The organism is Bacillus sp. mrc49 (assembly GCF_002803435.1).
The window spans coordinates 90,105-105,383 of record NZ_PHNG01000709.1; the positions used below are offsets into that span (position 1 = coordinate 90,105).

The 15,279-nt window shown below is 43.8% G+C and carries 14 protein-coding genes; 2 read left to right on the forward strand and 12 right to left on the reverse strand.

The genetic code is table 11. The features are described from left to right. Position 1: 1 nt before the first annotated feature. The 6 genes from CVN76_RS17515 to CVN76_RS17545 form a co-directional block, all read right to left on the reverse strand. On the reverse strand, positions 2–1,690 hold the full coding sequence (locus CVN76_RS17515; RefSeq protein ID WP_100532328.1) for a thiamine pyrophosphate-binding protein: 1,689 nt from the start codon (positions 1,688–1,690) through the stop codon (positions 2–4). 27 nt (positions 1,691–1,717) lie between these two features. Further along, a complete protein-coding gene (locus tag CVN76_RS17520) occupies positions 1,718–2,509 on the reverse strand; it encodes an SDR family oxidoreductase (protein WP_100532329.1) in 792 nt (263 codons plus the stop codon). 94 nt (positions 2,510–2,603) lie between these two features. Then, complete coding sequence (locus tag CVN76_RS17525) at positions 2,604–3,539, reverse strand: VOC family protein (protein WP_100532330.1); 936 nt, start codon at positions 3,537–3,539, stop codon at positions 2,604–2,606. A 125-nt stretch (positions 3,540–3,664) separates the two neighbouring features. Further along, complete coding sequence (locus tag CVN76_RS17530) at positions 3,665–4,198, reverse strand: cupin domain-containing protein (RefSeq protein ID WP_100532331.1); 534 nt, start codon at positions 4,196–4,198, stop codon at positions 3,665–3,667. A gap of 260 nt (positions 4,199–4,458) precedes the next feature. Next, a complete protein-coding gene (locus CVN76_RS17540; RefSeq protein WP_100532333.1) occupies positions 4,459–5,274 on the reverse strand; it encodes an IclR family transcriptional regulator in 816 nt (271 codons plus the stop codon). Between the two features lie 89 nt (positions 5,275–5,363). Beyond that, positions 5,364–6,155 (reverse strand): alpha/beta fold hydrolase, encoded by a 792-nt coding sequence (locus CVN76_RS17545; protein ID WP_100532334.1) that lies wholly within the window; start codon positions 6,153–6,155, stop codon positions 5,364–5,366. 612 nt (positions 6,156–6,767) lie between these two features. Between CVN76_RS17545 and CVN76_RS17550 the strand changes: the two genes are divergently transcribed. Then, positions 6,768–8,057 (forward strand): MFS transporter, encoded by a 1,290-nt coding sequence (locus CVN76_RS17550; RefSeq protein WP_100532335.1) that lies wholly within the window; start codon positions 6,768–6,770, stop codon positions 8,055–8,057. 512 nt (positions 8,058–8,569) lie between these two features. Further along, complete coding sequence (yppF, locus tag CVN76_RS17560; RefSeq protein ID WP_083232036.1) at positions 8,570–8,752, forward strand: YppF family protein; 183 nt, start codon at positions 8,570–8,572, stop codon at positions 8,750–8,752. 192 nt (positions 8,753–8,944) lie between these two features. On the opposite strand, the gene CVN76_RS17565 is transcribed toward yppF, so the two are convergent. From CVN76_RS17565 to CVN76_RS17590, 6 genes are all read right to left on the reverse strand, one after another. Beyond that, positions 8,945–10,270, reverse strand: coding sequence for a GntT/GntP/DsdX family permease (locus CVN76_RS17565; protein ID WP_100532337.1), 1,326 nt, complete (start codon positions 10,268–10,270; stop codon positions 8,945–8,947). Between the two features lie 63 nt (positions 10,271–10,333). Then, entirely contained in the window at positions 10,334–11,056 is a 723-nt protein-coding gene (locus tag CVN76_RS17570; protein ID WP_100532338.1) for a GntR family transcriptional regulator, read from the reverse strand. 17 nt (positions 11,057–11,073) lie between these two features. Next, positions 11,074–12,087: a sugar kinase gene (locus CVN76_RS17575; RefSeq protein ID WP_100532339.1), complete on the reverse strand. Its 1,014-nt coding sequence runs from the start codon at positions 12,085–12,087 to the stop codon at positions 11,074–11,076. Then, positions 12,080–12,835, reverse strand: coding sequence for a 2-dehydro-3-deoxy-phosphogluconate aldolase (gene dagF, locus CVN76_RS17580; RefSeq protein WP_100532340.1), 756 nt, complete (start codon positions 12,833–12,835; stop codon positions 12,080–12,082). Before dagF ends, CVN76_RS17575 begins: the two co-directional genes overlap by 8 nt. Further along, complete coding sequence (locus CVN76_RS17585; protein ID WP_100532341.1) at positions 12,832–13,941, reverse strand: DgaE family pyridoxal phosphate-dependent ammonia lyase; 1,110 nt, start codon at positions 13,939–13,941, stop codon at positions 12,832–12,834. Before CVN76_RS17585 ends, dagF begins: the two co-directional genes overlap by 4 nt. Beyond that, the gene (locus tag CVN76_RS17590) at positions 13,919–15,028 is read right to left on the reverse strand and encodes an amidohydrolase/deacetylase family metallohydrolase (RefSeq protein WP_100532342.1); all 1,110 of its coding nucleotides are present in this window, start codon (positions 15,026–15,028) and stop codon (positions 13,919–13,921) included. Before CVN76_RS17590 ends, CVN76_RS17585 begins: the two co-directional genes overlap by 23 nt. Between the last annotated feature and the right edge of the window lie 251 nt (positions 15,029–15,279).

Here is a 15,279-nt window from a genome sequence, read left to right on the forward strand (position 1 = left end):
ATCATAATTTTTTTGGTTTAAAGGCTTCGGCAGCTCCAGGAGGACCGCCAAAAGGCTTGGCCATTGGCCCCACGGCTTCCATATCAACGACGATCATGGACGGCTTGCGTCTTTCTTTCGCTTTTTTCAATTCGGATACGAATTCATCTCCTGAGCCGATTCGAACCGCAGCAAAATGCATCGCTTCAGCCAGTTGCACAAAATCAGGGCTCAATAAATCCACAGCTACCTGTCTACCATAAGCAGCAGATTGAATATTGCGAAGTACTCCATAACCAGAGTCATCAAACAATACGATGATGATTGGCAAATTTTCTTCCGCTGCCGTAACCATTTCCCCGATATTGACCATGATCCCCCCGTCTCCTGCCATGAGAACGACGGTTTTATCTTGACAGCCCATTTGTGCCCCAATCGCCGTTGGAAGCCCTTGACCGATTCCGCCCCCTGATGCATGAATGGATGTCCTCGGTTCATGGATTTCAAACAGCCGGCTGCCCCACACGTTTGCCTGAACCGTTACATCACGGACCAAAATGGTGTCTTGAGGCAATATTTCCCTCATCCCGACGACAAATTGCTCATAAGGGCCAAGGGTGAGACGGAGCTGAGCGCGCACTTCATCACGAAGAGAACGGACTTCTTGTAAATAAGAAGGAGCCGGGTGCATTGATTTCTCCTCAAGCCTAGGAATGATTGCTGCCAGCATATCTTTTGCATCACCAACCAAACCTAGCGTAGCTTTATAGTTTCGGTTGATTGCCTGCCAATCTGCATCAATCGCTATATGCGCTTTGGGGACCGGCACCTTCCAGTTGGAGGTTTCATTTCCCCTGAATCTTACGCCTACGCTGATCAATAGATCGGCATTCCTCAAAAACTCTTTCGTTTGTTCATAGGCAGCAAAATGCCCTATGCACTGTTCATGGTTTTCAGGGATCGAACCTTTTCCCGATTGACTGGTTATGACTGCTGCGCCCAAAAGCTCGGCTAATTTTTGCAGTTCTTGCGAAGCGTTGGCGCTTATGACCCCGCCTCCGGCCCATATCACCGGCCGCCGTGCTTTTGCGATTTGTTCCACAACCCGTTCAGGAATAATGGCTGCCGTTTTCGTTTCTAACTCTGAAGCCTGAAGCTTATCGGCTGAAAGATCATCGATGATGGCCGATTGGTAATCGATGGGGATTTCCAATGTAACCGGTCCGGCTGGAGCCGTCAATGCTTCGGTTATTGCCTGCCTTACGACTGCTGCAGCTTGGGAGGGGTTCCTAAGCCTTACTGCATTTTTGCAGGCACCGCCCATCATGGCTAGCTGGTCCTTGCACTCATGTATGTATCCTTTGCCTGTTCCAAGATAGGCGGAAGCGACCTCGCCCGTAAGGTGAAGAAGCGGTACCCCAGCCGCCCATGCCTCCACCAATGAACCCGCGGCATTTCCAGCTCCTGTACCTGTACTGGTAATCACGACGCCCAATTTCCCCGTGGCACGAGCATATCCATCGGCCATGTTGACCGCTCCGCTCTCTCCGCGTGAACAAATGAGCTTAATCGTTCCATCTCTAAGAATCGCATCATAAATCGGCATATTGTGAATGCTGACGATACCAAAGGCTACCTCAACACCTGCATGAACCAGCTCCTTTACGATGGAATCGGATGTCGTAAACTCCAGTTCTTCTATTATATTCATCTCGTTATCCTACCTTTTCAGTCATATTTAAAGTGCCTTTCCAATCGCTCCTGCCGTTTCAATCGTTGAACCCGCCACATAACTTGCTTTTTCCGAAGCAAGGAAAACGATGACACTGGCGACTTCCTCCGCTTCACCTACACGTCCGAGCGGAATATTCCTCTTATTCGCAAGATCTTTGTAATACTCGTCCGCACCCATATGCGGTGCATTTTTCATTCTTCTCCGCTCCCACTGATCGGTCCGAATCAATCCGAGGCTTACAGAATTCACCAATATATTGTCAAAGGCCAGTTCCTGGGACAGCGTTTTGCTTAAATTCAAGAGACCAGCCCTTGCCGCTGCAGTCGCCACCATGTGACGCTCCGGTTCTTTGGCTAGCGTTGCATTAATATTGATGATCCGTCCTCCACCTCTTTTGACAAGGTGCGGGTGCGAGGCGCGAACGGCATATATGATTGCAAAAAACTTTAATTGAATCTGTTCATCCCACTGTTCATCCGTTATGTCAAAAAAATGACCCATCACGCTTTGACCGGCGGCATTCACCAATATATCGATCCCGCCGAACCTTTTTGCCGTTCCATCAATGAAGGAATCCACTTCCGCTCTTGAGGTGACATCACAAATTGATGCAAAAATATCTTCTTCATCAGCTAGTGAGCACAAATGACGTTGAGCATCATCCATACGCTCCTTGCTTCTGCCGCATATAGCCACCTTCGCGCCTTCAGCTAAAAACATTTCTGCTGTTTTCAAACCAACGCCCGATGTGCCGCCCATGATGACAGCCACTTTTCCTTGCAAGCCCAAATCCATCTTGTCACTCCTTTTCGAAACCCTCTTCTTTAGATATTGCCCTGCCCTAATCGTCTTGTGCCTTAAGGATACGGGAGGATATTAAAAATCCCTCTCATTTTTCCGACATGATTGATTCACTTGTGGAAGCATCCACCCAGCCCAAATCAGGTTCTCCGCCCATCGCCTTGCGCGCTTCAGGTTTCGGCGGACCTGCAATGCCCCATTGATCCATTAAATGCGGGACACGTTTCCAAACTCGAGCTCGCCATTCCGCCTCATCCTCAATCGTTTCCAGGTAGCATGTATACTCCATGACAAAACCGCCCGGGTCCTGAAAGTAACAGAAAATATTGTCACCGGGTCCGTGACGGCCAGGCCCCCAAAGCTCGGAAAGTCCGGCTTTCCGAACATTGCTAATTCCACGCATCAGCTCATCCACGGAATCAACCTCATAGGCAATATGATTTACGGAAGCATGGCCTTCTTGATTGAAAGCAATGGAATGATGCTTCCTGTTGCACCTTAGAAAAGACATTTGATGCTCGCTCCAATCGGTAACTTTAAAACCTAGGATTTCCGTATAAAACTTTACAATCATATCCAAATCCCTCGTGTTCATGACAACATGATTCAGTTTCACTGGATCCACATTCTTCTTGTTCCAAATCGAGGTTTGAACCTCGACCCAAGCTGAAAGCTCGATCACCCGGTTTTCCGGATCAACGAAGCGTAAGCCATAACCTGCACCCGCTTCATCCAAATATCCCGGTTGATCGATGATTCGAACACCCTTCGATTGTAAAATTTCCGCTGCCCGATCCACGGCATTTTTATCAACCATCCCGAATGAAATGTGGTGCAGGCCACGCTTTTCTCCCTTATGAAGACTTAAAATATGATGTTCTGGGCCAGCACCACGGAAATAAACGGTTTTCTCTTCAGGGGCCGGCACCCTGTCCAAGCCCCAAACCTTTTCATAAAACGCTGCTTGTTCATCAAAGTTCGGCGTGATCATGCCAATATGGCGTAAATGAGTAATTCCAAGCATCTTTTTCTCCCTCCCATAAAAATAGATTGCTTTTTTAACAGAATGCATGGACCACACATAACAAGATAATCGAAAAGGGCGCCCGATTAATTTACATAATGCAGGTGCCCTTTTCGTGTAAATGATCAGTCTTTAATGATGGCCTCTCTTTCTTTCGAGCGTTGTTTCCGAAGTTCCTCAAGCTCGCTTCCCTCAGGGTATGTCGGCAGGTTAGGCTTCACCGCCCCAAGCATGACAAGCATCCGAGCCTCAACATCCCCGTCATTCCTGATTCCCCGATAAACTCCTGGAGGACTGCTTATGCAATCTCTGGCATTTAACTTAATCTCATGCACTTCACTGTAACTATCTTCCTGGATCAAGGCCGTAACTTCCCCCTCAAGGATGAAGAATACTTCTTCAACATCATCGTGAAGGTGCAAAGGCCCGATGCAACCCGGTGGAAGCACCATCGTACTGAGAGTGAAGTGTTCACCTGCAATGACATTTGTGTCATTATTCGCAGTGGCACCACGTCCGATATATCTCATCTGTGCACGCTTATATGCTGGATCGATTTCTTCCTGGAACTTCAGGACGTTCCAATCTAGCGTCCGGTCCTTCAGCCTTGCAACATATTTTTTTTCGAAATCCTTCACTGAAAAAATCTCTTTTGTCATTTTAAAATCCTCCTTTTATGCGTTTGTGTTTCATTAGCAAAACAATGTTTCATTTATAAATTAATACTAAAACGAATCCCATTCATTGTCAATTAATTTTTAGAATATTTAAAACATTTATATTCCCTGCGCGATTGGCATTTTTTTTGCTTACTAGGACATAATCTGTCTTTTTTCCACACAAAAAAAATGTGGACACCCAAGTTTTAGGAATCCACATTTTTATAATGGTTGATACATTTTTGATCGTATACATCTCTTCAGACATCTTCATGTTGAAATGGCTTTGCTCCACTATATCCCATGTACACGGATAACTGCCGGGAAATTTCCAGCAGTTTCGGCAGGGCGATTTTATCGATGAAGTCTGCCTGATAAGCCGATTCTGTCGCCACGACATTCAAGGCAGCCAGTACCTTACCATTCCTATCAAAAATAGGTGCAGCTACAGAACGGATGCCGGGGTGGAATTCCCCGCTTGTCATCGAGTAACCATTTTGGCGAATCGACTCCAGTTGCTTCATGAATTCCCCAGGAGTAGTAAGTGTTTTGTCCGTATAAGGTGTGAGGTTCGATATTTTGATCATTTGCATAAGCATTTCTTTCGGTTGATAAGCCAAAAGTAATTTCCCATTCGCCACCGCATGTGCAGGCAGCCGCAAGCCGATGTTCACATTGACAGCGGAAACGCCTCTGATCGGAGCACTGCCAACATAAACGACTTCCTGTCCATCCAAAATGGAAAGATGGCAGGAGGCTCCTATTTCATCACGTAGTGCCTCCATATATGGTTGGACGATTTCCTGGAATTTAAGGCTATTCAAATAACTGAATCCCAATTCCAGCACTTTTGGAGTTAAACTATACCGTTTTGTATGTTCGTCCTGTGATAGGTAGCCAATATTTTGTAACGTAAATAATAACCGGTATGGAACCGTTCTGCTCACACCCAGTTGTTTTGCAATTTCCGAAAGAGACAAATTCGGCTGTGATTCATTGAATAGCTTTATGATCTCCAGCCCTCTAACCAATGAATTAGCACTATATTTCTCTTTTTCTTTTTCTTCGCTTACCATTCGCGTATTCCTCCAGTTGTATATTCATCTCATTTCTCGTTTTCCCAATAAAACCACAATCTGCAAGTCATTTATTATGTATGGTCTGCCTAGTGCCGCTTCAAAAAATCGGTAACAATTGCATTAAAGGTTACCGGATCTTCCTGATAGCATAAATGGCCGGTATTCGGGACGATGGCCAATTCGGAATCGGGAATCAACTCATGAAAAACCTTTGATTCACTAACAGGCGTAACCAGATCCAATTCACCACAAATGACCAAGGTCGGAACGGATATGGATGAAAGCAATTCCATTTGGTTTACATTCGATAAAGCGTACGATACGGACCGGTATCCAGCTGGGCGTACTTGCGACATGATCCGTTCCGCTTCCTTCACTACCCCGGAAGAAGCATTTGGCGATAAGAGCGCCTTCACTCTTTTCCTCGCAAGTTCTTCCGGCCTTAACGTATTAATCGAATATAATCTATTCTGAAGTTTCCGTTTATTTTCTTCAGGGCTTACCCCCGCCGCTCCCCGCGTCGCATCCGCTATAATCAGCGCCTCAACCATCTTCGGAAACCTGCTTGTAAAATCGAGCGCAATGGCCGATCCCATCGAATGGCCGAGCAGGTATACCGATGGCAAACCAAGACTCTCAAGAAATTCCTTCAACACATCCGCAAACTGCGAAAAATCCTGAAATTCTTCCTCTGGATCAGAACTTTCACCGTAACCTGGCGCATCCCAGGCAATTACCCTGAAATCTTCCTTCAACTGACCGAGCTGTTGCTTCCATGACTGTGAATTGTTTCCTAAACCATGCAAAATGACGAGCGCCTTTCCATCTCCCGATTCCAGATAGTGAATCGAGTGTTTTTCCAAGTGCATGATAGACATCCTTAAACCTCCCCATCCTTTTATTATCACGAATGAATAGATTAATTGCTTATTTGTTAATTAAAGCATATTTACGGATATAAAACTATTTGGGTGATTCAGCCCCTTCGGCATTTTGCAATGACCAAAGCCTTGCTTGCTCAAGATTTATCACCTTCCAAATATATCTAACTTTAAAAATAAAAACAAACGTAAAATTTCATAATTCGTTAGAGAAGCGGGTTTCTAAAAGCGGAAACCTCTTAAGTAAGTGAGAGCCAAAATCTTCAGCATTGCCAATTGCATTTTCCCAATCATTTTGCTTATCCCTCTTTTTCCCGGCTTGATTAGATGTTTTTTACTGTCATTCTCACTGACAGGTTGGAATTAATTTTCTAAAAATATAAAATTATCAAAATATTAAATTGACAATCAATTCTATTTATTTTATCGTTAAGAAAGTGAAACGTTGTTTTGCTTACGAAACATCACCCAGGAAAGTCACCTTTAGTTTCATTAAAGAAAGGCGGGATGCGGCGGATAAGGGGGACAATCCAAACCAAGATCCGACATTCACTTATTATTGATGGTAAGTGTTTTAAGTCATGCTAAAATCGACAAGGAGATGGTGTTGTGTTAAATGGGAAAAAAAGATGGTTGTACATTGCCGTTCCAATTTTCTTCTTTTGGTTTTTCGGACAAATAGATAAGGTTGGCATTTCCATCATTCAAACAGATCCAGAATTCTTGAATGCACTCGGTATGACAGGTGATGATAAAAATGCAAAAATCGGTCTTCTTTCTTTCGTATTCACGATTGCCTATGGAGTTTCAAACCTTTTTTGGGGATTCATCATCGATAAACTGGGGGCCCGAAAAACCGCCATTGCCGGTTTATTCATATGGACACTTACCATGATCACGTCAGGCCTTGCCAATTCGTATGAAGTGTTCCTGATTAGCAGGATCATACTCGGATTCGGGGAAGGCATGATGATTCCCGTATCGGGGAAATTCATTTCCAACTGGTTCCATAAACGTGAATTAGGAAGGGCCCAGTCCTCCTGGCTTACTGGCAACTATTTAGGGCCAGCGATAGGGGCAATTTTATTGGTGCTTGTTATTTCTTTACTTCACTGGCAAGCTGCTTTCTTCATGCTCGCAGCATTCAACTTATTCATCAATATCCCGATGTTCATCTTCATGACGAGAAATACCCCGGAGGAGCACCCCCGGTTAAGTAAGGAAGAATTGGCTTTCATTCGCCAGCCGGATGAGGAAGACAAGAACGGCGAACGATCCGAGGCCAAAAATTTTGCTAAAGATCATCGCTTCTGGATCGTCTGGTTCGGCATGCTTGTCTGTTCATTCCTGTTTTTCGGAATAAGCATTTGGCTTCCTACTTATCTTATAGAAGCAAAAGGCTTCGAAAAGGAAGGAATGTCGAGCATCACTTCCCTTTCCTGGTTATTTGCGCTTGGTTTTGTCCTGGCATGCGGATTTCTTGCAGACAAGACGCGGCGTCCCAGCTTGATGGCCTCGCTTCTATTTGCGATGACGGCTATCTTTTTGACAGTGGCCGTCTTCATTGGAAATCCAATTCTGGCAGGGCTATGCATGGGACTGGCAATGGGTGCCCAAGGCGGAGTGTTCCATCTGAGCAATATGCTCATGGTTAAATATTCAACGCCAGAAACGGCCGGGCGTGCCGCTGGCTTGCTTGGATTCACCAATATCATGGGCGGCTTCTCCAGTTATATCATGGGCTGGCTGCGCGATCTTTCCGGCGGGGACTTCAGTACATCGATTGCCATGCTGATTTTTGCAGCCCTCTTAGGCCTGGCCGCTTATATATTCTCCATTAAGAGAGAGGCAGCCGAACTTCAGGGAGCGCCATTTTCCGTTCAAAAAGTCCAGGCATGAAGTTCATTTAGTTATTACCCCTTACATCTCAATGATTGCCGTTCATAAACAAAAAGGTTTCGGGATGATCTCATTCCGAAACCTTTATATCCTTCCTTATGTATTTCTTCTTCAAGGCAATGTTTCCTTACGAACGATAAAGGACTCCAATTCCCTCATCCTCTCACTCTTACATATGCAAAATCATTTCCCATCAACCTATTACAAAGTGGATTCAAAAAGAAGCGCCGGGATCCGAGGGCGGACTGCCCCTAATCGGCGGGTGACTGCAGTGAAATGAAACGGTCAATAACTTGGAGAGGAGGAAGAAGCAATCTCAGTGCAAATCCTTAATAACTACTGGTAAATGCTTATTTTTCAACTGCCATGGCTTCTATCGGCAAAGTTCGAATTTAACCGCTCTTATGTTTGTATAAAAATGTCGATAGTTAAAATATTCAAAAAATGATAATTACTTGAATTACCGTGTTATATTGTTAATGAAAAAAATACTTGTCAAGTAAGGTGAGTGTGTGACTATAGAAGTTTTAATTCTCCATTACATTCAGGAAAAACGCCGGAAGCCCAATCATGCCAATGAATTGTTAGACTATATTCAAAATGAATATGTCAACGGTAAGCTGTCTATCTTACAATATCGAAGTCTCTGTCAGGATTTATACCTTAGAGGAGCAAACCCAACAACCTCTGGGTGAAACGAAGAAAGTTCGGAAAGAATTTTATTCCAATCTCCTATGTCATCCTAGCCGGCGATATTCATTCGTTTCCTTCACTTAGCCTTTGGATCCTTAATACAAAATGAAAACCCCCGGTGATATGTCACCCCTTGACACATCACGGGGGGTAAAGAATTGTTATCTATCCACTACATTTGCCCCTCATGTTACCTAAACAAATAGATCCAAGATCAATACAAGACCGAAAGCCACAAAGGAAAGTAAGGTTTCCATGACTGTCCATGTTTTGAACGTTTCTTTTACGGTTAACCCCATATATTCCTTGACCAACCAGAAGCCTGCATCATTGACATGGGAAAACATAAGTGAACCTGCGCCCGTGGCAATGACGAGTAATTCCAAATTGACACCCGTCATATTGGCAACGACTGGTGAAACGATTCCTGCTGCTGTGGTCAAAGCGACCGTTGCAGAGCCTGTGGCAATCCGGATCAATCCAGCCACTAGAAATGCAAGCACGATTGGTGATAATGATATTTGTTCAGACATGGATGCAATGGCGGTTCCCACGCCACTATCGATTAAGATCTGCTTGAAGCCGCCCCCCGCTCCAATTATTAAAATAATGGAAGCCAAAGGCAATAGGCATTCTTCCGTTAATTTTTTTATGAGCGATTTATCCATTCCCTGCCTAAAGCCCAAGAAATAGTAAGCTGCAAAACAAGAGATTAATAGGGCAATGACCGGACTTCCGATAAACAACAAGAATTTTTCAATGGAAGCCGGTATTGGCAGATAAGGAGCCAACACCGTCAAGACCATAAGCAATACAGGCAAGAGGATGATAAAGAACGAAACTCCTGTGCCAGGCAAGGCATTTGCCTTCGTTTCCACCCGGATCAATTCCGGTTCCCCAACTGGAACTACCCGTTTTTGAATCCATTTCGCAAACAAAGGGCCGGCAAGTACAGCTGTCGGGAATGCTATGATCAATGAGTAAAGAAGTACGTGCCCCATATTAGCATTATAAATCCCGATTGCCGTCATGGCACCCGGATGCGGGGGTACAAGCCCATGTACGATCGATAAACCAGCAAGGACTGGAATTCCGATTAATAGTATATTCACTTTAGTCGATTTCCGTATGGAAATGACCAAAGGGAGCAATATGACCAAGCCCACTTCGAAAAATACCGGTATCCCGATGATGAAGCCTGACAACAGCATCGCCCATGGCAAATTCTTCACACCAAATTTATGTATGAAGAAGTCGGCTACCTGCATGCCAGCTCCTGAGTCGGACATCATCTTCCCTAGAATCGTCCCTAAAGCCAAAATGCCTATAAGATGTCCCAGGACTGCACCGACGCCCGTTTCGTAAGCGCCTACAATCTTGTCCATAGGAAGACCGGAAAAAACAGCTAAAAATAAACTGGCTACAGTCAAACTTATGAATGCATGCCATTTCCACCATGATACCCCCAAAATAACAATGACGATCGCTATCAGCGTAATTCCTAATAAATATAGCTCCATATGCTCTACCCGCCCTTAAGAAATCGCTTACATTCAAAGCGATACAATAAATCAAAAAACGAATTATTGTACCGGCTCATTATATGTAACGATATAATTCTGTTTCGCCGTGTTGTAAAATCCTTCACTATATTCCATGACCTTTCCGTCCCCGTCACTTGAAATCCGAATCCTTTTTAGAACAGCACTATTGGGTTCGATTTTCAGTGCTTCACATATATGGTCCGGTGGGATGGTAACACCAAATTCGTCCCTGAAAGTTTCAAGTTGGACGTTATGATCCTCTAAAAAACGGTACAAGGAATTGATTTGGACCTCGTCCAACTCATCTTGGTCCAAATCCAGGGAAACGTAATGCGTAAAGTAAATATAAGGCTCATTGTCCAACAAATAGATTCGTTCAATGTTTATGCAATGATCGCCGAATAAAGAATGCAGGTTAGAATCAGAAGGAAGTTCAACATGACTGATGTTCAACATTTTTTTGAAAATGAAATGCCCTTCCTCCACCAATAATTCCGTGAAACGCTTACCTTTGGAAAGCTTCACAATCGAACCATTCGCTATGACTCTAGTGCCCTTTCCGCTTTTCTTTTCGACATATCCCTCTTGCACAAGTTCTTTAATCGCATTGCGGACAGTAACCTTACTTACCTTAAATTCTTCTTCCAGCAGAGGCTCGGAGGGGATGTTCGTGTCAATGGCATAAACACCATGTAAAATACGATCCTTCAATATTTCTTTAATTTGTAAATACATAGGTCCATTTTTCCTGTTCACTCTCATCCCGCATCTCCTGCCTTTTATCTCATTATATCTTCCATTTTACCTTCCATGGCTGATAGGATCTCCATTTCAGTTGCCAAAGGAGTATCACCAACGACCGTACACGCCAGCATTCCTGAAACAGCTGCAAACAGAACTGTCTTTTCCGGGGAAAAGCCTGTCAATTCTCCATGGAGGATTCCGCTCGTATATGCATCGCCTGAACCTATTCTATCATAAACCGAAAATGATAGGTTATCTGAAAAGTGAAATGTTTGCTCCTTGTACAGGTATCCACGTAAAGTATGGGTATTATCACTATTGATTGAACGATGTGTCCCCGCTATTGACTGGATATTGTATTTTTTGGCCACTTCAGGCACCAACTCCCTAAGCTGTCCATCCCGATGTGGGGATTTGGACTTCATCCCTAAAATATACATGGCGTCTTTTTCATTCATCATGACAATATCCGCCAAAGAAAGCATTTCTTCATAATGAGGCTTGGCCACTGCATACCCTCCCTCCCATAAGGAAGGGCGGTAATTGCAATCGAAACAGACCGTACCGCCTTTTTCTTTTACTTTTCTCGCCAGCACCTTCATGCTTTCCCGTACATTATCCGCCATGGCAAGTGTGATCCCGCAAAAATGAATGATATCTGCCTTTTCTGCAATCAGTCCCAAATCATAATCGGATAGCGAAGCAGTATTGAAACTGCTTTCGAGGCGATTTGAGTAGGTGACCCGGCTTGCACGTTGCCCAAAGCCGTTTTCCAGAAAGTACATCCCCAAATACTTACCGCCTCTGGAAATGAAGTCCCGTTCAATGCCTAAGTGCTGCAAGGAAACCACCGCAGAATCCCCAAGGGGATTATCCGGTAATTTTGTCACTAGAAACCCATCATGCCCAAGTTTGGTCATCGCAGAAGCAACGTTTACCCCAGTGCCTGAAAAGGAGTATTGCAGCGTGTTGGCTTGTGATAATAGGGCATGTCCCGGTACCTGCAAGCGCATCATCACTTCCCCGAATGCCACGATCCGTTTACGCATGTTTTTCAACCAATTTTTTTGTCATGGCCAATAATTTCCTTACATCCTCCTCATTCGTTTTGCCGGTTTCTTGATCAATGATGGAAGAATAAACATGGGGAATGATTTTAGGCACTTTCGCTTCCAAAGCTATTTCCAGAATGGTTTCGAAATTCTCCAAGTCGATTCCACCAGTCGGTTCTAAAGCAAAGCCCTCTTCACCGCAAGCTTTGGCAACTGCACGGTACTCCTCTTCATGCTTCAGGCCCTTCATCGGGAAGTATTTCAATGCATTACCTCCCATATCCCGGACCAAGGCAATGGCCGCTTTGATCGGTACAATGGCAGTTTCACTTGCACCTGCACTAACAGGGCCGGTGGAAATATTCACATAGCCTACTTTGCCAGTTGGAGAAACCAACGAATTTATCCAACTATCCTTTTCGCCCAAATTCGCCCTTGTCGCTCCTACACTCGGGAAAACCTGATTAATATGGCTGCCAGGATAAAATTTTGCAATTTCTGCAACAACTGCCGCCTGCCTATTATCACCAGCGCCAAGGCCGATTGAAACGGCCCCATCTATGGCATCGCCATACTCCTGCATTGCAGCCACTCCCGCTTCAACGGTTGGATAATCCTTGGAAAGCACCCCCACCAAGACATGGCCTTCCGCTGCGTTGAATACCTCCACTGCATTTTCTACACTATCGGCAAGTACATTAAGCGCCACTCGATCATTCAAAAAGCGTGCGTTTATGTTAGTCATCCTTGATTCCCTCCTAAAATGGTTCTTAACTGCGCTTCAATGACATGAATGTCATCACCTTGCAATGGACGCGGATCGATATCGAAAAAGCCTTGACGTACACCATAATCACGCGTGTAAATGGCAATATTTCCATTTTTCAGCTGCTCGTTCACTTCCTTTGCCGTTGTTTCCGTAATCAAAGGATCTATGGAGATACGAGCTCTAAAGATGGCTCTACCTGCCTCATCTTGAACAATCGTTACTTTTACGCCATCAATGGATTCTAGTGATGCAAGAACTTGTAAACTAGCTTTTTCTTGTCCGCTATTGTCCGCTTTGAGAAAATACTCATCCAATGCCTGAAGCAACCCAAAGGTTGTTTCTTTACCAACTTTCATACTCCGGCCGCTACAGTGCAATTGTACCTTCAGCCACTCGATATATTTTTGTTTCCCAGCAACAATACCCGATGTTGGCCCTTCAATCGCCTTTGAACCACTGTAAATGGCTAAATCGGAGACTTGTACATATTTCTTCAAGTCTTCCTCCGCCGCAGCATCGACAATCAAAGGAATATTGTAAGTTTTCGCCACTTCCCATGCTTCTTCTATCGAAATCATATTCTTCTGAACGGCATGATGGGATTTCACGTATAAGATCGCGGACGTATTTTCATTAATGGCGTCGGCAATATGCTCTGCCTTGCCTTCGTTTGCATATCCCACTTCAACCAATTTTCCGCCACCAAGGTATATCATCGTTTCGACCGGCGCTCCATACTGAACATTATGTCCTTTCAGCATGATGACTTCATTCTTTTGAATGTGGTCTTGATGAAGTCTTTCACTTTTCCTTCTGTCTCCTTCAGTGACGATTGCCGCCACTGAAAGGGCGATTCCGCTGGAAGCTGAGTTTACGACGACCGCTGCTTCAGATTGAAGTAAATTCGCTATATGCTGTCCTGACTTATCGACTAATTCAGAGATTTCAACATAATTTTGTCCACCTGTTTTCATCGCATCCATCACTGTGTCAGTTGGAGCAGATACACCAAGTATACTCATTCTTCCGCTAGCATTAATGACTCTTTTCAAACCATATTTAGCATTCATTGAACTCTCCATTAATAACCACTCCTTTTACGACCACTCTTTTTTGCGCCATCCTTTTTTCGCCTTCGGAATCCTGCAGTAGGGTAGACTCATCCTCAATTGAAAATAGAGTCAGATTCCCTATATCCCCAACTGAAATCCTTCCTAGCTCTGGCTTATGCAGCCACACTGCTGCATTGACCGTAACTGCATCTATTACCTCTTTTAAGGGGTATCCAAGATACAAGAATTTAGTAAGCACATTTGCCATACTATACACAGGTCCATTTAAACGATTTCCCCGATATATATCTGTACTGATCGTATTGAAGCGAATATCGCTCTTTTTCGCCATTTCTGCAGTTGGAAAAGAAAAACTTGCTGTTCCATGACCAACATCCAGATGAACCCCCCGTTCAATCGCTTTATTAAATTCAGGTAGGGGCTCTCCTTTTTCATCAAATAAATTATTGGCTTTACCATTTAAATAGTGCGTAATAATATCTTCTTGCTCTAGTAAATTAAGGACCTCTCTAATATCAGGCGGCCCTGAACCGATATGGACCATTAAAGGCAATCCAGTATCAGCAGAGAATTTCCGAGCGATTTTTAATGGTTCGATACCATTGGGACCGACCACGCTTTTACTTATTCTCGCTTTAAGTCCGACGATAAAATTACCATACTGTGAAATGGCCTTTTTTAATTCCGTTTCATCAAGCCATGAAGTATTCGATAACTCATCGATCCTTTTCAAGCCAATCCGCGAAATATTCAGAAAGGCGAAAACATTCGTTTTGGATTTTTCACAACTGTTAACCAAATCAGATATCCTATCTGCCCCAGTACTTCCTGCATCAACGATCGTTGTTACACCTGTTTTACAACCAATCTCATCAACATTATCACCATAAGGGTCTAATTCAGGAAAGGCATGTACATGCATATCAATCCAACCGCTGGAAACAAAAACCTTATTCTCGTAATCAATCATTTCAGCTCCAGTTGCTCTTGCAGTCCCTGGCAGAATGATTTCCTTAATCACCCCATTTTCCAAGATGATATCTGCTCCGTTACCATCTAACATCCTTACATTTTTCAGTATTAACCTACTTGTCATTTCCCTCATCCTTTTTAAGAACGTCCTATTGATTGTAAGTAAAATTCGTAAACGGTTACAATGGAATATGAGAATTCATGATATTCTCTTACAAAAATAGATTAACATATTTCCCCGAACTAATCAATATAACGTTATAATGTTTAATCGCCCTTTCTTAAGTTTTGCTTTTATTAAGTGATTTTTCATGGCTCTTTGAACATTAACAATCCATCTTTTTTTATCCTTTCTTCTTTATTTACGACACTATA